A 21,805-nucleotide genomic window follows, 5' to 3' on the forward strand; every position below is an offset into this window, starting at 1 on the left:
GGGGACATGGTCGACGCTGAGGGAATCGCACATGCCGCGCGTCGCGACATCTCCACCGAGCCCGATCTCGCCGAAAGCGCGCGCGACGGTCGGCACGAGACCCCCTCGGAACGGTATGACCGCAACTGGATCGAGGTGCTGCAAGAGCTCCGCGTTCTACAAACCGGCACCCAGATCCTGACCGGCTTCTTGCTCGCTCTGGCATTTCAGCCCGCTTTCGCGGATCTCGATGAGGGACAGCGGGCGTTCTACCTGTTTCTGGTCGTCGCCTCGGCGCTGAGCGCGATCATCGCGCTCGCGCCGGTCGCGCTGCATCGCTTCCTCTTCCGGCGGCGGGAAAAGGGGTTGATCGTGGCATACGGACACACGGCCCTGATGATCGCGCTCGGCACGGTCTCGGTCTTGCTGGTGGGCGTGGTCGCGTTCGTGTTCGATGTCGTGCTGGGTCGGGATGCGGCGTACATCGCGGCCGCGTCCCTCGGGGCGCTCATCATCGTGCTGTGGGTGGTCGTGCCCGTGATCTGGCGCGTCCGCGGAGAGGACCATTCCTGATGGGCGAGTCCGTGGGGGTCGGGGTGGCCCAGTTCGCGCCGACCGCGTCTCGCGAGGCCAATCTCGAATCGATCGGCGAACTCGTCGAGCGCGCTGTCGCGCGTGGCGCACGGCTCGTGGTCTTCCCCGAGTATTCGAGCTACTTCGTCGACCCGTTCGACGAGTCCCTCGCCGCCAACGCCGAGACGATCGAGGGGCCCTTCGTTGCCGGGCTCGTGGCGCTCGCCGCCCAGCATGACGTCCACATCGTCGCAGGCATGGTCGAGCGAGCGGACGACGAGCAGCGGGTTCGAAATACCGCGGTCGCGGTGAACGGTGCGGGAGTGCAGGCGCTGTATCGCAAGCTCCACCTGTACGACGCGTTCGGTCAACGCGAGTCCGACTGGGTCGAGGCGGGCGAGATCACGCAACCCCAGACGTTCGAATGCGAGGGACTGCGGTTCGCCCTCCAGACCTGCTACGACCTGCGGTTCCCCGAGGTGACACGGCTGCTGGCGGACGCCGGAGCCGACGTCGTCCTGGTGCCGGCGGAGTGGGTGCGCGGTCCGCTCAAGGAGTACCACTGGCAGACGCTGCTCAGGGCCCGAGCCATCGAGAACACGCTCTACGTGGCGGCAGCAGATCATCCACCGCCCCTCGGCGTCGGACATAGCGCCGTCATCGACCCGCAGGGCGTCGAGATAGCGGCCATGGGCACCGGGACGGACGTCGTGGTGGGTTTCGTCGATCGTGCGGCTGTCGAGCGTGTGCGGCGGACGAACCCGGCGCTGGCGCTCCGTCGTTTCCGCGTCGAGCCCCGGTGATCTAGCCGGGCGGATCGCTCTGCTCCGCCACGTACTCCTGCCGCAGGATTCCGTGCCCGAGAGCCCGCTGAATGTGCTCGAAGTCATGATCAGCCGTGAGCAGGGTGAGGTCGTTTGCCAGGGCATACGCCGCGATGAGAACATCCGCGTTTCCGGCTCCGCGCATGAGTCCCTTGTCCCACAAGGCTTGATGAATATCGAGAATCGCGCTCTGTTCAGGTGCGATTCCCGCGGGCGTGTAGAGGTCCATATCCCGCCGCAGCTCGGCGTATTCTGCGGGGTTTCTTGCCGACCAGCAGTATTCGAGAACCTGCGGAGGGCATGTGTAGATCGGGTATGTATTGGTGATCTCCGCGAACCGGCGCTGTATATTCGCGCTGCGTGACAGCTTCTGCAGCACGCTGTTATCTACCAAGTACCCGCGGCGCTCGACCGGAGTGGGGGACTTTGACTCGTTCACGTGCCTCTGACCGACGTGGGGGACTACGGCGTGTAGTCGATCTTCGGTGCATCGATCTGCTCGTCAGTGAACTCTCGCTGCGAGATCCGCTCGAACGCCAGTCGCTGTCGTTGCATCGTGATCGTGTACTGCAGAGCGCGCTGCACGGCTTCTTTGTTGGTGGATGCGTCCAGCAGTTCTTTCGCGTCGTGCAGAAGATCGCGGTCGATATCAATGGATGTGACGGCCATGACGCCCCCCTCGATATATATAAGCTGTCTATATATTACGCCCGGTTCACCCGATGAGGTAGACCATCCCTCGGCCTTCGTCGGCCAGTGATTCAAGGAATTCCTGAGCGCGGCGGAGGTAATCGAGAACGTATTGAAGCTCGGCATCGTCGTCCGCGCCGTGCGGACTGCGCCACGTCCGCGCCCATGCGTGTACCCGGGTCTCGTCTATCGCGCAGAGGTCGTCGCGGATGGCCGGAACCTCTTCCGGCACGATCGTTCTCACCCACGGGTCCCACCCCATCCCGTGCATCGTCACGTCGCCCTCGAACATTCGATACGAGGACCCGGTTGCGGCCTCGATAGGGCTCGGTCGCGTCAGCGACTGAAGGGCCCGCCAAGCCTTGTCCAGGTAGAGCATGTCGCGCTTGGGTGTGGTTTGCTCGAACGTCGTAACGCCGACGCTCGCATGCGGTTCCAGACCCCAAGCGTCAGCGAGCGGGTCACTGGACAGGATGCTGTGCGGGTCGTCGACCGCCTGTCGTGCGAGGTCGGCGTCGAAGGCGTATGCGTAGTAACGGATTCCCATGCGCAGATCATCGCGCCGTATCTGCGGCACGGATCTCTGGATTCGCCTGGCGTGGGTAGGGCACGAGATTTCTCGTCCTGGGGAGGACTGGCCATCGCGGTGTCCCGTCGACAGGCTCAGAGCGTGCGGGCTCAACGCATAAGCGCGGCGAGACGCCCGGCGGCATCCTCGAGCACCTCGACGCGCTTGCACGCCGCGAACCGCACGAGCGTCGCGTACTGTGCGCGGTGCTCCGTGGTGACGAAGGCCGACACGGGCACGCCGACGACCCCGGCACGCTGCGGCAAATCGCGGCAGAACGCCGCAGCATCCGTGACTCCGAGTGGCGACGCATCCGCGACGGTGAAGTACGAGCCGCGCGGCTCTGACACCGTGAAGCCCGCCGCGCGCAGACCCGCGCCGAGGATGTCGCGCTTGAGTGCCAGCTCCGAGGCGATGCCCTCGAAGAAGGAATCGTGCAGCCGCAAACCGGTCGCGATGGCCGGTTGGAACGGCGTGCCGTTCGAATACGTCAGGTACTGCTTGACCGTGTTGACGGCCGTGATGAGCGGAGCGGGACCGGTCGCCCACCCGATTTTCCACCCGGTCGTCGAGAACGTCTTGCCTGCGGACGAGATCGTGAGGGTCCGCTCCCAGCCGCCGGGCAGCGTCGCCAACGGCACGTGCGGCACATCGAACGTCAGGTGCTCGTAGACCTCGTCGGCCACGATGATCGCATCGTGCCGCTCGGCGAGCTCGACTATTCGCTGCAGCACCGGCGTCTCGAAGACAGCTCCGGTCGGATTGTGGGGGTTGTTCACCAGGATGACCCGGGTGCGATCGGTGACCGCGCGCTCAAGGGCATCGAGATCAGGCTGAAAATCGGGCCAGCGGAGAGGAACCGTCACGAGCCGAGCACCCGCGAGGGCAACGCATGCGGCGTACGAGTCGTAGTACGGCTCGAACACCACGATCTCATCGTCGGCGGAGTCGACGAGAGCGAGAAGGGCTGCAGCGATAGCCTCGGTCGCCCCCGCGCTGACGAGTACGTGCCGATCGGGGTCCAGGTGGAGTCCGTAGAACCGCTGCTGGTGCTCGGAGATCGCCAGACGCAGGTCGGGGATGCCTCGGCCCGGCGCATACTGGTTCGCTCCTTGCGCGATCGCCTCGCGGGCGGCGTCGAGCACCTCGAGGGGGCCATCCTCGTCCGGAAAGCCTTGGCCGAGGTTGATTGCACCGGTACTCGTGGCCAGCGCGGTCATCTCGGCGAAGATCGTCGGTGAGACCGACCCGTCCGGGCCGAGCAAACCGGCGCCCGCAGCGGTGCGCTTCCACGCGCCCGTGGGCTCAGACATCCACGCCTCCTGACGGGGCGCCCGAGGCGGTCGCCGCGCTCCAGGCTAAGGCAGCCCGTTCGCATAGTCGACACGCGGTCGCGTCATATGTAACGCACAGGATCCAAGAGCACAGTGAAGGAGATTTGAACGAAGGAGCACCCGATGACCGACACCCAGGGCACCAGCCCCACCGATGACGCGGCCCGGCCGAACGGCGACGCAACGCCGGCGAGCGAGAACGCGGCAACCGCGCCCGATGCACCCACCGTGCCGGCCGCCGCGTCGACGGCTGGCGCAGCACCCGCGAACGCAGCACCCGCACATGGCGCGGTGCCCCCGCACACCCCGCCCGCGGCCTCGGCGCACAACGGCTACCCGCCTGCGCCGCCGCTGCCCGGCGCCCAGCAGCCCTACAGCCCCGTTGCGCCCACGGCGGCTCCCGCCTTCGCCGGTGCACCCTCCGGTGGACAGGCCTTCGGTCCCGCGGCGACCGCCGCCTACGGTACGCACGCGACGGGCACGCAGCCGACGCTTCCGTTCGCCCCCGGCTCCGTGGGTGCCGCCCCGCGCCCCGCGCAGAAGAAGTCCGCTGCGGGCCGCGTGGCCGGTCTGATCGTCGCCGCTGCGCTGGTCGGCGGTGCCGCCGGCCTCGGGGGTGCCTACGCGGGCACACAGCTCTGGGCCGCGCCCTCGACGACGGTCGTACAGAGCGGGTCGACGGTCACCGTCAACAACCCGGACAAGGTCAACGCCACGACGGCGATCGCCGCCAAGGTGACTCCGAGCGTCGTCACGATTGAAGTTTCGGGAGGCGGGTCGGGAGGCAGCGGTTCCGGTGTCATCTTGAGCGAGGACGGATACGTCGCAACGAACACTCACGTCGTGACGCTCGATGGTGCAACGGGTACCCCGACGATCCGCGTGACCACGTCGGACGGCAAGATCTACGACGCCGAGATCGTCGGAACGGATCCCACCTATGACCTCGCCGTGATCAAGCTCGAGGACGCCTCGGGCCTGACCCCGATCGAGTTCGCAGACTCGTCCGAGCTGAACGTCGGCGACCAGACGGTCGCGATCGGTGCCCCGCTCGGTCTGTCCAACACCGTTACAACGGGAATCGTCAGCGCGCTGAACCGCAGCATCTCGATCGCGTCGTCGGCGGCTCCCGAATCCGGCACCGACGAAGACCAGGGCGAAGAAGACCAGGAGCAGGGCCAGCAGGGTCCGTTCCAGTTCGACATCCCCGGTCAGCAGGGCCAGGGGAGCAGCTCGGCCGGCACCATCAGCATCGCGGTCATCCAGACCGACGCGGCGATCAACCCGGGTAACTCGGGCGGAGCGCTCGTTGACGCCGAAGGCAAGCTGATCGGCATCAACGTCGCGATCGCGACGGCCGGGTCGTCCTCGTCCGATTCCTCGGGATCGATCGGCGTCGGCTTCTCGATCCCGTCGAACATCGTCGAGCGCGTCACCGATGAGATCATCGCGGACGGCGCAGCCACGCACGGTCTGCTGGGTGCCTCGGTGGTCGCGGCGAGCTCGGTCGAAGACGCCACCATCTCGGGCGCGTACATCCAGGAGATCTCGAGCGGCGGTGCCGCGGAAGCGGCGGGCATCCGCGAGGGCGACATCGTCACCGCGTTCAACGGGGTGCCGATCACCGACTCGATCGACCTGACCGCCCAGGTCCGGGCGGCGGCGGCGGGAAGCGATGCGACCGTCACATTCGTCCGGGACGGAGAGACGCAGAGCGTGGACGTCACCCTGGGCTCACTCGGCTGACTCCCTCGAGCTCCACACGCGACGCCCCTGGCGCCCTCTTTCCTGAAGAGGTGCCGGGGCGTCGCGCTGTGCTCCGCCCGTCGTGTGACCCCACCGGGTAGGCTCGCGTGCGGAAAGGGGATCGTGGCGTCCTTCTCATTCGGCGCGGGCAATGCGGCCAAGCTCGCTCGCATCCCGCTGTATGCGGCCGGTCGTCTCGCCACCCTCGTCATTCCCCGCTCGCGCGATGAATGGGTCTTCGGCTGTGGTGCCGGCATCGGTGATGGCGCTCTTGCGCTCTGGCAGCGGGTTGCCGCCGACGCTCGCCCGGCCGTCTGGCTCACCGGGTCCGACAGCGAAGCTGCGGATGCCTCGGCCCTCGGCATCCCGCACGTCCGGCGGATGTCGTGGCGCGGCTTCTGGTGCACGTCGCGTGCGCGGGTGATCGTCGTGACCCACGGATTCGGCGACGTCAACAGGTACGCCGTCTCGGGTGCGTTCGTCGCACAGCTCTGGCACGGCATTCCGCTCAAGCGGATCGGGCTCGACTCTCCCGAGACGCTCCGGAGCAGCATCCTGCCGCGGTCGCGCCTGCTGCGCCGCGCCCTGGGCGCGATGTACCGCGGCGCTGCTCGCCAGATCGACCTGCTGCCCGCGGCCTCGCCGCTGGTGCGCGGGCGGCTCGAATCCGCGTTCGGACTGCCCGATGCCCGCGTTCCGGTCACGGGAGAGCCGCGTGTCGATGTGCTGTCGATGGGAACGCCGGGTGAGCGGCGTGAACGCGCTCGCGCCGTGCTTGCCCGCGCGGGACTGCCCCCACTCGGAGATTCGCGTCTCGTTCTGTACGCGCCGACGTGGCGAGATGGCGAGCCCGACCCCGCGATCCCGACGCCTGCGCAGTGGCGCCAGCTCATCGAGATGCTGGAGGCGCGCGACGCCGTCTTGCTGGTGCGCTCGCACCCGCTCGGCGCAGGCGACTACGAGCCACCGTTCGCGACCGACCGTGTACTGGCGCTCGGCAGCTCACGGCTCCGGGATGCAACCCCCGCCCTGCCTGCCCTGAGCGCATTGATCACGGACTACTCGTCCATGGCGTTCGACGCGTCGCTCGTACCGCTTCCGGTGCTCTTTCTCGCGCCCGATGTCGAAGAGTACGCCCGCCGGCGGGGCTTCTACGGGCGTTTTTCGGATGTCGCGGGCACCGATCCGGGGACGACCTGGGATGACACCGTCGCGCAGCTGGATGCGCTGCTGGCCGATCCCGTCGTCCGCGCGGAGCGGATCGCTCGTGCCGCGGATCTCAGCGCGAGCGTGCACACCTACCGGGACGGCGAGAACACGGCGCGGGTGTACCGTGCGATCCTGAACGGGGCTCAGCTGCACAGCCGGGTCCCCGAACACCGAAAGAGCACCGCATGACCTCCGCACGTTTCGTCAGCGACGGCACAGAAGAACTCGTGCTGCAGGGGAGCGGGCCGCGTCCCGAGGTGGTCTGGCTCGACGGACCTCGGACGCGTGTGGACGCGGTCGTGACGGGCGGCGGGAACACCTGGAAGGCACGCCTTCCGCTCGCAGCTTCGCGGTGGGGTGGTCCGGAGTTGCCCCTGCCGAGCGGCTCCTACACGATCCGTCTGCGGACGACGCCGGATGATGCGGACGAGGTGCTCTTCACCGATTCGCTGCCGCTCACCATTCTCGAAGGACTCCGCGCGACGCTCGAGGGCGAGCAGGGAACGCTGGTCATCGGCCCTCCCGTCGACCCGGCGTACGACTCCGGGGCGGGTCAGGACGCTCTCGCGCGACGCTACGTCGGCCGCACGGCTCCTCTCGAGAACGCCGTCTTTTTCGAGAGCTTCTATGGCCGCTCGGCGAGCTGCAATCCGCTCGCGATCGATCGCGAACTCGCGCGCGTGGCACCCGCGGTCACTCGGTATTGGAGCGTCGTCGACCTCTCGATCGCGGTTCCCGAGGGCGCGATTGCCGTCGTCGAGGGAAGTCCCGAGTGGTGGCGCGCTCGCGGCACGGCTCGTCTGCTCGTCGTGAACGACTGGCTGCGTCGGGCCTACTCACGACGGCCGGGTCAGCATGTCCTGCAGACCTGGCACGGCACACCGCTGAAGCGTCTGGCCCTGCACCGTCCGGGCTTTGACCCCCGTCGTGCCGTCGCCGTCGTCCGGGAATCGCGCCGGTGGAACGTCCTCCTCGCGGCGAACCCCTACAGCGAGAGCATCCTGCGCAAGGCGTATGCCTTCCTGACTCGTCCGGTGTGGGTCGAGGGTTATCCCCGCAACGATGTCCTCACCACGGGGGACGGGGCGGCGGTCCGGGCGCAGCTCGGAATCGCGGAGGGCGAGCGTGTGCTGCTGTACGCGCCCACCTGGCGAGATGACCGCGACCTCATCGTCGACTTCTTTGACCCGGCCGAATTGGCGCGCCGGTCGGGCGCCGTGGTTCTGGTGCGCGGCCATTCGCGGACACTACCGGCGGGACGGGATGCCGCGGGCGCGCGGGTCATCGACGTGACGCGATACCCGGACGTCTCGCGGTTGTTGCTTGCCGCAGATGCGCTGATCACCGACTACTCGTCGATGATGTTCGACTTCGCCGTCACGGCCAAGCCGATGTATTTTTTCGTCCCGGATTTCGAGCACTACCGTGGCGAGCTGCGCGGGTTCTACTTCGATCTCGAGGCGCACGCGCCTGGGCCGGTCGTCCGCACATTCGACGATCTTGTCGAGGCGATCGAGGACCCGGCGACGCAGGCGACCTACGCCCCCCGGTATGACGCCTGGCGACGGAAATTCTCCGCTCGCGAGGATGGTCGGGCGGCGGAGCGTGTTGTGGCCCGCATCCTCGATCAGGGCTTCGTCGACCGCGACTAGCCCCGCCGGTGCTCCGTGTGGGCCACGTCCTACGGCAGGGGGGTGTTGCGGTCGCCGAGGCGCGACGTGTCGACCGTCTCGTGTGCGCCGCGAACCAACCCGACGATGAAGCCCGTGCCCCATGCCAGGTGCATGGTGGGAAGTACCGCGAGGGTCCACAGTTTGTCGCGCCATCCGATTCCCCCGCCGCGCCCCGTGGCGACCGCGACGATGAGGACCGCGTAGGCGGCGACCGGGAGATAGACGACGGATGCGAGGAGTGCCGGCCATCCGCTGATCACGCCCGTGACTTGCAAAATAGCGAGGACGATGCTGAGGGTGACGTCCACGACCAGCGCGGGAGGTGCGAAGAATCTCAGCGAGTTGCGGCGACCGTAGCGACGGACCAACTCTCCGCGCCAGGCTCCGGTGGCGCGGAATTGCCGAGCCAATCGCACCCAGCTCTCGCGGGGCCAGTACGTCACGGAGAGTGTCGGGTCGAACCAGACGCGGTATCCGGCCGCACGGATGCGCAGGTTGAGTTCCCAATCCTCGCCCCGTCGGATGCTTTCATCGAACAGTCCGACCTCGTCGAGCACCGAGCGTCGAAGCACCCCGAGGTAGGCGGATTCAGCCTCACCCTCGCGGGTGCCACCGTGGTAGGCCCCACCGCCCAGGCCGATGGGGGAGTTGTAGGCGCGCGCGACCGCCCGCTGAAACGGGGTCCGACCGGAGGCGTGCATGACGCCGCCGACGTTGGCGGCGCGCGTGCGTTCGAGGGTCTGCAGGGCGAGGCGCGTGTAGTCCGGCGCGAGTTCGGAGTGCGCATCGACGCGCACGATCGTGGGCAGCGTGCTCGCGCGGATGGCGGCGTTCAGCCCGATGGGGATATCTGCGGCGGGATTGTCGACGAGGGTGATGCGCGGCTCTCGGCCCGCCAGCTCACGGGCGAACTCGGTCGTGCCGTCGGTCGAGGGACCGAGCGCCAACACGAGCTCCGTCGGGCCGCTCACGTCCTGCTCCAGGACCGTCTGCACCGCCCGCTCGAGGTAGCGACGTTCGTTCAGCACCGGCATCACGAACGACACCCCGGAACCGGGCGGCACGATCGGTGCGTCCCTATCTGTCTTCGCGACCGTCCCGCGTTCCTCCTGATGCACCCGTCGATCATGTCACGAGGCTCGCCGTGGTCCCGAGTGGATGCTGGGTAGGCTGATCGGATGAGTCTCGTGTCGGATGGTCGCAAACTCGCCGCCCTGGCGCGGCGAGCCCTCGCGAACCGCACCGCTCACCGGGGCGTGCTGCGCCAGTTCGAGAACAACCCCCCGCACCCTCCGCGACACTTCCGAATCGCCGTTTACTTTGCCGACGGTGACGTGAACATGTACCAGATCCGGCAGTGGTACCGACCGCTCGCTGAACTCGCGCCGACCTGGCCCGTCGTGGTGCTCTCGCGCTCGGCCACGGGGGCTCGGACGATACTGGCCGACGGCGCACTGCCGGTGGCCTACGTGCCCTCGGTGCGGAGCCTCGAGGAATTCGTTGCGACGCAGGACATCCGCATCGTTTTGTACGTAAACCAGAACACCCGCAACTTTCAGATGTTCCGGTACGGGCATCGCTGGCACGTCTTCATCAACCACGGTGAGTCCGACAAGATGTACATGACCACCAACCAGTTCAAGGCGTACGACTTCGCCTTCATCGCCGGGGCGGCGGCGCGTGAGCGGCTGTCGCGGGTGTTGTGGGACTACGACTTCGATCGCCGGGCCATTCCGATCGGTCGGCCCCAGGCGGATTACTACTCCGGTGAGCTGCCGTACACGCCCGATGACCGAACCGTGGTTTTGTACGCCCCCACCTGGGAGGGCGACCGGCCGTCGGCGCACTACGGGTCCGTCCGTACGCACGGCGAAAAGCTCGTTGCCGAGTTGCTCGCGACCGGTCGGCATCGCCTCATTTATCGGCCCCATCCGCGCAGCGGCGTCATCGATCCTGGATATGGTGCGGCCAACGCGCGCATCATTGCGGCGATCGCCGCCGCCAATGCGCGGGATGCGTCGGCGCACCATGTCTATGACAACCGACCCGAGCTCGGTTGGCAGTTGTCCGCGGCCGACATCGCCGTGGTCGACATCTCGGCTATGGTCTACGACCGGTTGGCTGCGGGTCGTCCACTGCTGATCACGAAACCGGTCGACCCCGAGGCATCCGTCGACACGGGTGGCTACCTGGCCGCGTGCGAGTGGCTCGACGCCGACGCTCCGACGGGCTTCGTCGCAGAACTCGAGCGTGTCACGGCCGATCCCGAGGTCGCGGCGCGCCTCGGTTACTGGGTGGAACACTACTTCGGCGACGTGCGCCCGGGTGTTCCGACCGCGACGTTCCGGGCCGCGATCGAGCGCCTCATGAGCCACTGGGACACGTGGCACGCGCGCTCCGTCGCCGCGGGCAACCCCGAAGAACTCGACGAGGCCGAGCTCGACGCCTGACGGTTCGCGGGACTGCGTGGTCTTGCGGGACTGCGCAGTCACGGCGCGAACCGCCAGACGTACTCGCGGCCGTCGTCCGGACGAAACCAGGCAAGGGTCACGAGGCAGTCGTCCGGGTCGAGGGCGCACAGGCAGAGTTCGACGCTCTCTCCGGGGGTCATGAGCCCCCACAGGTGCGTTTCGACGCGCGGCGTACGGGGCAGACGGGGTCCAACCTGATCGATCGAGTGGTGGACGGCGCCGGGCCGCGCGGGGCTCACATGGACGAAGACGCGGACGATGTCGACCACGGTGGCGCTCACATTCGAGACCAGGCTATGGCTTTCGTGCAGCCGTTCGACGTGCCAGGGCACACGGTAGGCGAGTCCGCGGGATCGATCGCCGCGAGGGATCAGAGGGGTCAGCATGCGAGGCACGCTAGGGCCGGCCGCAGACAGCGGAGCGAAGAATTCGAATCTGACGCGGTGGACCGTGGAGAACTTCTCGCGACGTGCGCGGGGGAGGACGGATCCGCGATCTAAGCCCGAGTGTCGCCGTTCGTGGCGTCGTCCCCATCGCCGGCGTCGCCGCCACCATCGTCTGTGTCGGGGGCCGCCGTGTTGGCGTCGATTGCCTTGCGGGAACCGGGGATGATCCGGCCGACAGAACCCGCTACCTTGCGCCCCGCCGACCCGGCACCACGCGCCGCGCTACCGACAGCCCCACCGACGACTCCGGCGACCGTCCCGCCGAGGCGGGCTACGCCGGAAAGCGTCGAGTGTTCCACTCGTCGGGCGCCCGGACGCGGCTCGAGGTCGGCGGGCAGTTCGAGGGGTGGGGCGCCGAACGCACGACGGGAGCCGACGAGAACGCGACGGCCCAAGATGTTGTTGCCGGCGCCACCCACGGCGGCGCCGATGCCGAAGGGCAGAGCCTTGCCGACCCACGAGGCACCGGCCTTGGCCGCGAACTGGTGGACGAAGACCGTCTTGAGGCGATCGACCAGTGGGCCGACGGCGGCGCGGGGGAGCGTCTTCGTGACCATCTCACCCCAATAGGCCGGGCGAGCCGTGCCCTTGCCCGCGGCTTGACCCGCGAGCTGGGCGACCAGGTCGACGCCCTCCTTACCGAGCATGAGCGTCAGAACCAGTGCACGGGCACGGTCGGGGTCCTCGATGGCGATGCCGTGGACCTCGGCGACGGACTGCGCGAAGAGCGTGGTCGACTCGAGGAATCCGATCGTCTCGACACCCGACAGCGCTAGTGTCACACCGGTCCCGATACCTGGGACGACGGCGGTGGCACCGACGGCAGCGCCGCCCGTGGTGACGGCCGCGAGATAGCGACGCTCGAGCATGCGGACGATGTCTGCGGTCACGGCGTCCGGGTGTCGGAGTCGGATGCTGCGGATGTGGGCGACGACGAGCGGACGCTGGATCGCGAGCACGCGGTCGAGCGCACGGACGATGCGCGGATGCTCCTCCGAGCCCACGGGCGGAAGGCCTCCCTGCCAGGGGGCATCTTCGGACAGGGAGTGAATCCTGTGTACCTTGTCGACCATCCTCGCGAGCCTACCCGCGAGGGCTGGGGACGCGCTGGAAGAGTCCGGCTTAAACGAACAGGTTGGCGCGCTCGAGGTCTTCGGCGAAGTCGACCTCGACGGCGTACAGATCCGAGATGTCGAGGGGCTCGACGAGGAGCGCGTTCTCGATGATCGCGAGTTCGAGGCCACGCTCGAAGTAGTCCTGGTCATCGACCCGGCCGAGCTGGTGGATGAACGCCTTCTTGTCGGCGGCCGAGATGTAGTTGATTCCGACGGCCTCGCCGATTCCGCCCCGAACGGTCTTCGACAGTTCGTTGATGTAGCCCTCGGCGGTGACGGTGTACTTGACCTCTTCGTCGCTGACCTTGGCGGTGTTCACGGAGACGAAGGATTGGCCGCGCTCGATGAACTCGATCGCGCGTCCCAGGACGCGCGGGTCGAAGACGACATCGCCGTTCATCCACAGGACGCCATCGCGCCCGGTCTTCTCGAGGGCGCGCAGCAGCGACTTGGACGTGTTCGTCTGGTCGTAGCGGTCGTTGTAGACGTAGTCGACGTCCGGGAACGCTTCGACGATGGTCTCGGCACGGTAGCCGACGACCGTCGTAATGCGGGCGTCGTCGCCGAAGGCACTACGAACGTTGTCATGCTGCTGTTGCATGATGGAGCGGCCGTCGTTCAGCTCCGTGAGCGGTTTGGGCAAGGCGCGACCCAGTCGCGAGCCCATACCGGCTGCGAGGATGACTATTTGTAGACTCATGATGCTCCAGAAGTTCGTGTGCGTTCACCGTCAATTCAGATACGCGACACGTCTTTGTGCTTCCGTCATGCTACAGATCGACCCTGGGAACCAGCAGAGGCGGATCGCCGTCGTTGTCTTTTCGTGACACGAGAGACCCTTGGCTGTGAATGCCCGGCACGTCCCCCGGGTCTGGGTGCGGATGGTTGATACGTTGGGTCGGTGACCGCTCCCACGCCTGACCCGCGGGAACCTTCCGACAAGGCCGCGACTTCCCCCGCCGAGCCTCAGCGAGCCCCCCAGGTTCCGCCGCGTCCGCGTGCCCCGCGTCCCCCGGCACCGCCCGCCGATTGGACCCCGACAGGCGCAAGACGGACGGACGCCGAGCGGGAGACGAGGGATGACTCGACCGCGGCCGTACCGCCGAAGCCTCCCCGGCCGGCCGCCAAGACGTCTACTTCGCGGGCTCCGCGCAAGCCCGCCGCACCCCGGTCGGGTGGATCGACGTCTCGCAAACCCGCTGCTCCGCGCAAGCCTGCAGCGCCCCGGGCCACGAAGAGTGCGCCGAGTGCACCCACGAAGACCCCTCCCGTTCTCATACCGGGACCGCCTCCGCCCCTGCCGACGTCCCATCCGGTGGATATCCCCCCCGTTCCTCCCCTCCCGCCGCTGTTTCTTCCCGAGCCGGTCGCGCCCGCCGATGACGTGATTGCGGACCCCGTGGACGATTTCGCTGAACCCGTTGTTGCCGAGCCGGTGTCCGATGTCGCGGAGCCTGATGTCGCGGAAGCCGATGTCGCGGAGCCTGACGTCGTGGAGCCTGACGTCGCGGAAGGCGATGTCACGGAGCTCGATGCGGCTGTGTCGGAAGAGCCTGTCGTCGTAGAGCCTGTCGAAGAGCCTGTCGCGGAAGAACAGGTTGTCGACGAGCTCGACATCGATGAGTCCGAGCCCGACGACGCGATCGACGAGCAGCCCATCGCCGATGATCCGATCGTCGATGAGCCCATCGTCGACGGGCCAGCCCCGGACGAGCTCGCGGCCGTGATCGATCCCGACGTGCTTGCGGCGCCCGCCGAGAACGCGACCGAGTCGGCCACGCCCGAGTCGGCAACGCCGGCGCTTGCCCTGCGCGGCGTCGTCAAGGAGTTCGGCAATACGCGTGCCGTCGATGCCATTGATCTGACGATCCCCGCGGGGTCGTTCTTCGGACTTGTCGGACCGAACGGTGCCGGCAAGACGACCACACTCTCGATGATCGCCGGGCTTCTCCGTCCCGATAGCGGAACGATCGAGGTCTGCGGGATCGACACGGCGACAGACGCTTCGCGGGCGAAGAAGCTCATCGGTGTGCTGCCGGACCGTCTGCGGACATTCGATCGCCTGACCGGGCGCCAACTGCTCTATTACTACGGTGTGCTGCGCGGGCTTTCGGCCTCGGTCGTGCAATCGCGTATCGCCGACCTCGCGCGGGCGTTCGACCTGGTGGACGCCCTGGGGCGCGTTGTTTCCGACTACTCCGCGGGTATGACGAAGAAGGTCATGCTGGCGGGCGCGATGATTCACTCACCTCGTGTTCTCGTGCTCGACGAGCCGTTCGAGTCGCTGGATCCGGCGTCGTCACAGGTCATCCTCGACATCCTCGAGACCTACGTCGAGCACGGCGGCACGGTCGTGCTCTCGAGTCACGGAATGGCGCTCGTCGAACGCGTCTGCACGCGGATAGCGGTCCTCGTCGAAGGCGAGGTTCTGGCTGCGGGAACCGTCGAGGAAGTGCGCGGCGAGATGACGCTCGAGCAGCGCTTCGTCCAGCTGTCGGGCGGCGTCGACGATGCGGAAGGTCTCGAGTGGTTGCACACGTTCTCCGACTGAGGGCGGCGCTTCTCGTCGGTGCGCTCCGCGGCGATTCGTCACATGTGGTTCGCGCTGTCCTCGGTCTCGTCGCCGTGATCGCGCTCGCGATCATCGGATGCCTCGGCATCCTGTCGCTCACCGATGCGTCGTCCGATCGGACCGGCACGGTCCTGGTCTGGACCGGCTCCGCCCTGGTTCTGGCCTTCGCCCTCGCCCCGGGCCTGACGGGAACCCCCGACCCGCTTGATCCTCGCCGCTTCGCGGTGTTCGGTCTGGCCCCGCGGGGGCTCGTCGCGACGTTGGCACTTGCATCGCTCATCAGCGTCCCTTTCGCGCTCGTCGTCGTGCTCGCTGTCAGCGGGGTGGTGGTCCGTGTGGACCACGGCACGAGCCCTGCGCTCGCGACTGTGGGTGCGATCCTCGCGGTCTTCACGTGTGCGCTTGCGGGCCGGGTCGGCTTCGCTCTGGCCGCGATCGCCGTTCGGGAAGGGCGTGGCGGATCGCTCATCGGGCTGCTCGCGCTCGGGGCTCTCGCCGGCGCTGTGCCGATCGGCGTGTACCTCGCGACATCCGTTGATCCGCCTGTCGTCCCCGTCGGTTCGGTGGCCGAGGTACTCGCCCTCACCCCCTTCGGCGCCGCCTGGGCGATCGGTGACCCGAACGCGAACACCGCCGTCGCGATCGTCGTGGCCGTCCTCACCCTCGTCGTGCTCTGGGCGTCGTGGGCGTGGCTGGCGCACCGCCTGGTGTCGGGAGCGATCCGCTCAACGCCCGGTCAGGACCACGCCGGACTCGGGTGGTTCGCCGTCATGCCCGGTACTCCAGGCGGTGCAATCGCTGCACGCAGCATGATCTATTGGCTGCACGATCGCCGCTACCTGATGAACGTCGTCATCGTGCCCGTCGCCGCGGCCATCTCTATCGTTCCCCTGCTGGTGGCGGGCGTTCCCCTCGAGATCGCCATCCTCGTTCCCGTGGCGCTGGTAGCCCTGTTTCTCGGGTGGCTGCCGCACGACGACGTCGCCTACGACTCGACCGCGGTATGGATGCACGTGGCATCCGATGTTCACGGCGTCTCGGATCGCGTCGGACGACTCGTGCCCATTTTGCTTCTCGCGACCCCCGTGCTGGCGGTGGGTGTGCTGTTTTCGGTCGCGGTGCACGGCAGTTGGGACGTGCTTCCCGCGATGATCGGTCTCTGTGCGTCGCTCTATCTTTCGGGGCTCGGCCTGTCGAGCATCGCGTCGGTCGTCGCCCCCTACGCCGTCACCCGCCCGGGCGACAACCCCTTCCGCCAGCCGCAGCGCACGGGCTCATCGGGTGTCATCGCGCAAGGCGTCGTGCTGTTCGGGTCCGTCGTCGTCAGCGCACCGGCCCTGCTGTGGACGTGGCGAACCGTTGCGGGTGACGCGGACGCCAGCATGCCGGCGCTCGGTCTGGGACTCGGGATCGGGCTCGCTGTGTTCGTCATCGGTGTGGCCATCGGTGGGGCCGTCTTCCGCCGCCGCGGTGGCCGGCTGCTCGAACTGGCCGAGACCGCCTGAGACGGACCCGACCGCCTCTTCCGCCGATAGACTGACCAGCCATGAGCACGCCTCTCGATACCCCAGACCAAGGCGGCCTTGCCACCCTCGAACGCGAACTCGAGGAGCTGATTCGGGAAGAGAACGTCGAACCCGGCGATCACGAACGCTTCTCGCATTACGTCAAGAAAGAGAAGATCCTCGAGTCGGCTCTGACGGGCAAACCGGTGCGGGCGCTGTGCGGCAAGAAGTGGACTCCGGGTCGCGACCCCGAGAAGTTCCCCGTCTGCCCGTCGTGCAAAGAGATCTACGAGTCGCTGCAGACCTGACTCGAGTCAGCGAACGAACGGCTCGACCGGACGGGAATTACTCGACCATGACGGTCGGTATCGCCGGATCGGACTTGCTGAGTGCGAGCGCCTGCAGCGGCAGCTCGGCCCGCGCAACGGCGTGATGGGCTCGGGCGGCGCGGGTGCCCTCCGGGCCCTCGGCCGCCGTGTCGATCTCGCCGTCGATGACGAGTCGGACCTGGAGGGCGCGGGCGTCGGAGGGGACGGATGCCGGAGCATCCGCTTGGTAACTGTCCACGTGATCAGAGGTCACGAGTTCGCTCCTGGCGACCCCGTGCTCGAACGTTCGGTAGGCGGACTTGCGGCCGCCGACCGACGCCTTGGACGCGGATGCTTTGGCCACCGAGATCCAGTCGCCCGAGGCATCCTGGCGCGCCACGAGCTTGTAGACCATGCCGGCGGTCGGGACACCCGACCCCGTGACGACCGAGGTGCCGACCCCGTAGGCGTCGACCGGTGAGGCGGCGAGAGCTGCGATCGCGTACTCGTCGAGGTCGCTCGTGACGGTGATGCGGGTCTCGGTCGCGCCGAGCGCATCGAGCTGCGCGCGCACGTCGGTCGCAACGATCGGCAGGTCGCCGGAGTCGATCCGCACGCCCCCGAGCTGAGTGCCGGCGACGCGGATCGCGGTCTCGACGCCGCGGCGGATGTCGTAGGTGTCGACGAGCAGAGTGGTGCTCGGCCCGAGCGCGTCGACCTGGGCGCGGAAGGCCTCCTCTTCGGTGTCGTGCAGCAGGGTCCAGGCGTGCGCGGCCGTGCCCATGGTCGGCACCTCCCAGCGGCGCCCGGCCTCGAGGTTGCTCGTGGCGGCGAATCCCGCAATGTAGGCGGCGCGCGCGGCGGCGACGGCCGATTCTTCGCCCGCGCGACGTGACCCCATCTCCGAGAGGGGACGGGTGCCCGCGGCCGTGGACATGCGCGCGGCTGCGGTTGCGATGGCGGAGTCGTGATTGAGGACGCTGAGGGCGAGTGTCTCGAGCACCACCGCGTCGGCGAAGGAGCCCTCGACGGTCAGTACGGGCGACCCGGGGAAGTAGAGCTCGCCCTCGCGGTAGCCCGAGATCGAGCCGCGGAAACGGTACGCCTCGAGATACGCGAGAGTTTCGGCATCCACGATCCGCTCGTCCCGCAGGAAGGCGAGTTCGTCGTCGCCGAACCGGAAGTCGCGCAGCAACCCGAGCAGGCGCCCCGTGCCCGCCACGACGCCGTAGCGCCTGCCGCCGGGGAGTCGCCGCGCGAACATCTCGAAGACGCAGGGGATGCGGGCGGTTCCGTCGCGGAGAGCGGCGCCCACCATGGTGAGCTCGTAGCGATCGGTGTGCAGAGCGCTGCTGCGGCTGCCGGCCGGGTCGGTCATCCGGTCACTCTACCGACGCGGGCCCGCGCATCCGCGCCGGTAGGCTGGGGAACCATGAATGACGCGCCGATCGGAATCTTCGACTCCGGCGTCGGCGGACTCACGGTGGCCCGAGCGATCGGCGACCAACTGCCCCGCGAATCCCTCGTCTACATCGGCGACACGCTGCACTCGCCGTACGGTCCGAAGCCGATTGCCGACGTGCGCAGATACTCGCTCGAGGTACTCGACTCGCTCGTCGATCAGGGCGTGAAGATGCTCGTGATCGCCTGCAACACGGCCTCGGCCGCCGTCCTCGGCGATGCCCGCGAGCGCTACGACGTTCCCGTCGTCGAGGTCATCCGCCCCGCGGTCCGCACGGCCATCGCGACGACACGCAGCGGACGCATCGGCGTGATCGGCACGGAAGGCACGATCGGTTCGGGCGCCTACCAGGACATGCTCGAACTCAACGATGAGCTGACGGTCTTCGCCCAGGCGTGCCCCGCGTTCGTCGACTTTGTCGAGCGGGGCGTGACCGGATCGCCCGAGCTGCTCGAGATCGCCGAGGGGTATCTCGCGCCGCTCCGGCACGCGGGCATCGACACCCTCGTGCTCGGCTGCACGCACTATCCGTTCCTCAAGGGCGCGATCAGCTACGTGATGGGTCCGGATGTCTCGCTCGTCGCGAGCGACGACGAGACCGCGAACGACGTCTACCGCCAGCTCGTGACCCGCGATCTGCTGACGTCGTCGGAGCAGCCCGGGACCCACGTTTACGAGGCGACGGGCGGATCACCGGATGCCTTCATCGACCTCGCGAACCGGCTGATGGGGCGCGAGGTGCGCACCGTGCAGCTCGTGCACACCGGCGCGATCGAGCTGCCGCCCACCTAACCCTGCATGTCCCAACACTTCACCCCATACGCGCCCTAGGCGTGAACAAGTGGGACACCGATGACGAACGAGGAGTCTGAGAACACCATGACCGAAACATCCGAGACCACGCGCGCCGACGGGCGCACCCCCGACCAGCTGCGTCCCATCACGATCGAACGGGGCTGGAGCGCGCACGCCGAGGGTTCGGCGCTCATCTCGTTCGGTGGCACGAAGGTGCTCTGCACCGCCTCGTTCACGAACGGTGTGCCGCGCTGGCTCGTCGGCAAGGGCAAGGGCTGGGTCACGGCCGAGTACGCGATGCTGCCGCGCGCGACGAACAGCCGCAACGACCGCGAGAGCGTCAAGGGCAAGATCGGCGGACGCACGCACGAGATCTCGCGTCTGATCGGCCGCGCCTTGCGTTCGGTCGTCGACACGAAGGCGCTCGGCGAGAATACGATCGTCATCGACTGCGACGTGCTGCAGGCCGACGGCGGCACCCGCACGGCCGCGATCACGGGCGCCTACGTGGCCCTCGCCGACGCGATCGAGTGGGGCAAGCGCAAGAACTTCATCGCCCAGCGCTCGCAGCCCCTGCACGACTCGGTCGCCGCGGTCTCGGTCGGCATCATCGACGGTGAGCCGATGCTCGACCTCGCGTACGTCGAGGATGTTCGCGCCGACACCGACATGAATGTCGTCGTGACAGGCCGGGGCCTCTTCGTCGAAGTGCAGGGCACCGCCGAGGGCGCTCCGTTCGACAAGCGCGAGCTCGACGCACTGCTGGACCTGGGTGTTGCGGGGTGCGCATCGCTTCGCGAGCAGCAGCTTGCGGCCCTGGCCGCATCGACGACGGAGTAGCGGATGCCCCGCCGTGTCGTGCTCGCCACGCACAACCCGCACAAGGTCGAGGAGTTCGCCGCGATCGTCCGCGCGACGCGTCCGGACCTCGAGGTCGTCGGCTACGACGGCCCCGAACCCGTCGAGGACGGTGTGACCTTCGCGCAGAACGCGCTGATCAAGGCCCGCGCGGCGGCGCTGCATACCGGACTGCCCGCGCTGGCCGATGACTCGGGCATCTGCGTCGACGTGCTCGGGGGTTCGCCGGGGGTGTTCTCGGCCTACTGGGCCGGGCACGCGAAGGATGCCTCGGCCAACCTCAGCCTGCTGCTCGACCAGCTCTCGGATGTTGCGGACCCGCATCGCACCGCACAGTTCGTGTCGACGATCGCGCTCGTCGTTCCGGCGGTGGACGGGGGAGCGGCAGCCGAGCATGTTGTCGAGGGGCGATGGCCCGGGCGTCTCGCCCTGGCGCCGTCGGGAGAGAACGGCTTCGGTTACGACCCGATCTTCATCCCGGACGGCCAACCCGGCGGAGCCGAGCGCTCGGCCGCGGAGTTCTCGCCGGCTGAGAAGAACGCTTCGTCGCACCGCGCTCGCGCCTTTGTCGCGCTCGTGCCGCTCCTCTCCACCCTCTCGGTCTGAGTCCGCGCCCGCCGCTGCGGGTGCGGATGAGAATCGGAGTCATTCCCGGCTAGGAGAAATGGCGCAGAACCGGGCATTCTCGGCCCTAGCCTGGGAACATGCACGATCACGCACCGGCCGGGGGAGGCATCCGTACCGCCTCTCATCGTCGGCTGTTGGCGATGTCGCTTGCGATCACCGCGACCGTCATGGTGGTGCAGATCGTTGGTGGCCTGCTCAGCGGATCCCTCGCCCTCCTCGCCGATGCGGCGCACATGTTCACCGACACCGCGGCGCTCGTCATCGCGCTTGTTGCGAACGCCGTCGCGTCCCGACCGGCGGACGACCGACGCACCTACGGCTATCAGCGCGCCGAGGTGTTTGGTGCGCTGATCAACGCGGTCGTGTTGATCGTGCTCTCGGTCTGGATCGCGATCGAGAGCGTCGGTCGCCTGATGGCACCGGGCGACGCCGAGGTCGAGGGCGGCGTCATGCTCGTCATCGCGATCATCGGTCTCGTCGCGAACGCCGTGGCCCTGTGGCTGCTGAGCTCGGCGCAGCGCAGCAGCATCAACGTGCGCGGGGCCTATCTCGAGGTCATGGGCGACCTGCTGGGGTCCGCGGCTGTGATCGTCGCCGCCATCGTGATCGTCGTCTCGGGATGGGTGCAGGCGGACGCGATCGCATCGCTGCTGATCGCCGCGATGATCGTGCCGCGGGCGATCGGGCTGCTGCGGGAGGTATTCTCGGTACTGTCCGAGTCGGCGCCGCAGGGCACGCAGATCGCCGAGATCCGCAACCACATCCTGGGCGCGCCGGGCGTCGCCGACGTCCACGACGTGCACGTCTGGCAGCTGACCCGCGGTGCGCCGGTGTTCACGGCGCACGTCGTTGTGGACGCGGACGTACTCGCACGCGGGGGTGCGGCCGAGTTGCTCGCGAGTCTGCAGTCCTGCCTGGCCGATCATTTCGACGTCGCGCACTCGACATTCCAGATCGAACCCGCGGGTCACGCCGACCGCGACACTGCTGCCCACGCCTGACAGGTGCCGCGGTCGGGCTGGTCGCTTCGACAGGCTCAGCGACCGGACG

The 21,805-nt window shown here is 68.0% G+C and carries 22 protein-coding genes; 13 read left to right on the top strand and 9 right to left on the bottom strand.

Features of this window, described 5'->3' with window-relative positions; genetic code table 11:
- Positions 1-6: 6 nt before the first annotated feature.
- Both MIC448_RS05245 and MIC448_RS05250 read left to right on the top strand, forming a co-directional pair.
- On the top strand, positions 7-552 hold the full coding sequence (locus MIC448_RS05245; protein ID WP_051513185.1) for a DUF6328 family protein: 546 nt from the start codon (positions 7-9) through the stop codon (positions 550-552).
- Entirely contained in the window at positions 552-1,355 is an 804-nt protein-coding gene (locus MIC448_RS05250; RefSeq protein WP_036297037.1) for a carbon-nitrogen hydrolase family protein, read from the top strand. Before MIC448_RS05245 ends, MIC448_RS05250 begins: the two co-directional genes overlap by 1 nt.
- A gap of 1 nt (position 1,356) precedes the next feature.
- On the opposite strand, the gene MIC448_RS05255 is transcribed toward MIC448_RS05250, so the two are convergent.
- The 4 genes from MIC448_RS05255 to MIC448_RS05270 all read right to left on the bottom strand — a co-directional run bounded on the left by MIC448_RS05255 (position 1,357) and on the right by MIC448_RS05270 (position 3,947).
- Positions 1,357-1,815 carry a PIN domain-containing protein gene (locus MIC448_RS05255; protein WP_081766200.1) on the bottom strand — a complete coding sequence of 153 codons (459 nt, stop codon included), beginning with the start codon at positions 1,813-1,815 and terminating at the stop codon, positions 1,357-1,359.
- A gap of 23 nt (positions 1,816-1,838) precedes the next feature.
- A complete protein-coding gene (locus MIC448_RS05260; protein ID WP_036297041.1) occupies positions 1,839-2,045 on the bottom strand; it encodes a type II toxin-antitoxin system VapB family antitoxin in 207 nt (68 codons plus the stop codon).
- A 46-nt stretch (positions 2,046-2,091) separates the two neighbouring features.
- On the bottom strand, positions 2,092-2,613 hold the full coding sequence (locus tag MIC448_RS05265; protein ID WP_036297043.1) for a DUF1877 family protein: 522 nt from the start codon (positions 2,611-2,613) through the stop codon (positions 2,092-2,094).
- A gap of 131 nt (positions 2,614-2,744) precedes the next feature.
- Positions 2,745-3,947, bottom strand: a complete 1,203-nt coding sequence (locus MIC448_RS05270; protein WP_036297045.1) for an aminotransferase class I/II-fold pyridoxal phosphate-dependent enzyme — start codon at positions 3,945-3,947, stop codon at positions 2,745-2,747.
- A 144-nt stretch (positions 3,948-4,091) separates the two neighbouring features.
- On the opposite strand from MIC448_RS05270, the gene MIC448_RS05275 reads away from it, so the two are divergent.
- The 3 genes from MIC448_RS05275 (at position 4,092) to MIC448_RS05285 (ending at position 8,575) form a co-directional block, all read left to right on the top strand.
- Positions 4,092-5,714: a S1C family serine protease gene (locus MIC448_RS05275; protein WP_036297047.1), complete on the top strand. Its 1,623-nt coding sequence runs from the start codon at positions 4,092-4,094 to the stop codon at positions 5,712-5,714.
- A 123-nt stretch (positions 5,715-5,837) separates the two neighbouring features.
- On the top strand, positions 5,838-7,112 hold the full coding sequence (locus tag MIC448_RS05280) for a CDP-glycerol glycerophosphotransferase family protein (protein WP_036297049.1): 1,275 nt from the start codon (positions 5,838-5,840) through the stop codon (positions 7,110-7,112).
- Entirely contained in the window at positions 7,109-8,575 is a 1,467-nt protein-coding gene (locus MIC448_RS05285; RefSeq protein ID WP_036297051.1) for a CDP-glycerol glycerophosphotransferase family protein, read from the top strand. The genes MIC448_RS05280 and MIC448_RS05285 overlap by 4 nt, the downstream gene beginning before the upstream one ends.
- Before the next feature lie 29 nt (positions 8,576-8,604).
- Here MIC448_RS05285 and MIC448_RS05290 read toward each other — a convergent pair whose 3' ends face one another.
- Positions 8,605-9,630, bottom strand: coding sequence for a glycosyltransferase (locus tag MIC448_RS05290; protein WP_051513191.1), 1,026 nt, complete (start codon positions 9,628-9,630; stop codon positions 8,605-8,607).
- Between the two features lie 144 nt (positions 9,631-9,774).
- On the opposite strand from MIC448_RS05290, the gene MIC448_RS05295 reads away from it, so the two are divergent.
- Entirely contained in the window at positions 9,775-11,046 is a 1,272-nt protein-coding gene (locus MIC448_RS05295; protein WP_036297053.1) for a CDP-glycerol glycerophosphotransferase family protein, read from the top strand.
- Between the two features lie 38 nt (positions 11,047-11,084).
- Here MIC448_RS05295 and MIC448_RS05300 read toward each other — a convergent pair whose 3' ends face one another.
- The 3 genes from MIC448_RS05300 to MIC448_RS05310 form a co-directional block, all read right to left on the bottom strand.
- The gene (locus MIC448_RS05300; RefSeq protein ID WP_036297095.1) at positions 11,085-11,453 is read right to left on the bottom strand and encodes a hypothetical protein; all 369 of its coding nucleotides are present in this window, start codon (positions 11,451-11,453) and stop codon (positions 11,085-11,087) included.
- A 110-nt stretch (positions 11,454-11,563) separates the two neighbouring features.
- Positions 11,564-12,586 (bottom strand): hypothetical protein, encoded by a 1,023-nt coding sequence (locus tag MIC448_RS05305; protein WP_036297055.1) that lies wholly within the window; start codon positions 12,584-12,586, stop codon positions 11,564-11,566.
- 49 nt (positions 12,587-12,635) lie between these two features.
- Positions 12,636-13,328 carry an NTP transferase domain-containing protein gene (locus tag MIC448_RS05310; RefSeq protein WP_036297058.1) on the bottom strand — a complete coding sequence of 231 codons (693 nt, stop codon included), beginning with the start codon at positions 13,326-13,328 and terminating at the stop codon, positions 12,636-12,638.
- 615 nt (positions 13,329-13,943) lie between these two features.
- Between MIC448_RS05310 and MIC448_RS05315 the strand changes: the two genes are divergently transcribed.
- The 3 genes from MIC448_RS05315 to MIC448_RS05325 are packed head-to-tail and all read left to right on the top strand — an operon-like array spanning position 13,944 to position 17,013.
- Positions 13,944-15,179: an ABC transporter ATP-binding protein gene (locus MIC448_RS05315; RefSeq protein ID WP_232711602.1), complete on the top strand. Its 1,236-nt coding sequence runs from the start codon at positions 13,944-13,946 to the stop codon at positions 15,177-15,179.
- Complete coding sequence (locus tag MIC448_RS05320) at positions 15,155-16,705, top strand: hypothetical protein (RefSeq protein WP_036297060.1); 1,551 nt, start codon at positions 15,155-15,157, stop codon at positions 16,703-16,705. The genes MIC448_RS05315 and MIC448_RS05320 overlap by 25 nt, the downstream gene beginning before the upstream one ends.
- Before the next feature lie 41 nt (positions 16,706-16,746).
- Positions 16,747-17,013, top strand: coding sequence for a DUF3039 domain-containing protein (locus MIC448_RS05325; RefSeq protein WP_036297062.1), 267 nt, complete (start codon positions 16,747-16,749; stop codon positions 17,011-17,013).
- A gap of 37 nt (positions 17,014-17,050) precedes the next feature.
- Here MIC448_RS05325 and MIC448_RS05330 read toward each other — a convergent pair whose 3' ends face one another.
- Entirely contained in the window at positions 17,051-18,391 is a 1,341-nt protein-coding gene (locus MIC448_RS05330; RefSeq protein WP_036297064.1) for a nicotinate phosphoribosyltransferase, read from the bottom strand.
- 54 nt (positions 18,392-18,445) lie between these two features.
- On the opposite strand from MIC448_RS05330, the gene murI reads away from it, so the two are divergent.
- From murI to MIC448_RS05350, 4 genes are all read left to right on the top strand, one after another.
- Positions 18,446-19,267, top strand: a complete 822-nt coding sequence (gene murI, locus MIC448_RS05335; protein WP_036297066.1) for a glutamate racemase — start codon at positions 18,446-18,448, stop codon at positions 19,265-19,267.
- 87 nt (positions 19,268-19,354) lie between these two features.
- Positions 19,355-20,110, top strand: coding sequence for a ribonuclease PH (rph, locus tag MIC448_RS05340; protein WP_036297099.1), 756 nt, complete (start codon positions 19,355-19,357; stop codon positions 20,108-20,110).
- 3 nt (positions 20,111-20,113) lie between these two features.
- Positions 20,114-20,734, top strand: coding sequence for an RdgB/HAM1 family non-canonical purine NTP pyrophosphatase (gene rdgB, locus MIC448_RS05345; protein ID WP_036297068.1), 621 nt, complete (start codon positions 20,114-20,116; stop codon positions 20,732-20,734).
- A 98-nt stretch (positions 20,735-20,832) separates the two neighbouring features.
- On the top strand, positions 20,833-21,756 hold the full coding sequence (locus tag MIC448_RS05350) for a cation diffusion facilitator family transporter (protein WP_036297070.1): 924 nt from the start codon (positions 20,833-20,835) through the stop codon (positions 21,754-21,756).
- The last annotated feature ends 49 nt before the right edge of the window (positions 21,757-21,805 follow it).

Origin of the sequence: Microbacterium sp. C448, from assembly GCF_000582705.2 — a bacterium.
Classification (GTDB): domain Bacteria; phylum Actinomycetota; class Actinomycetes; order Actinomycetales; family Microbacteriaceae; genus Microbacterium; species Microbacterium lacus_A.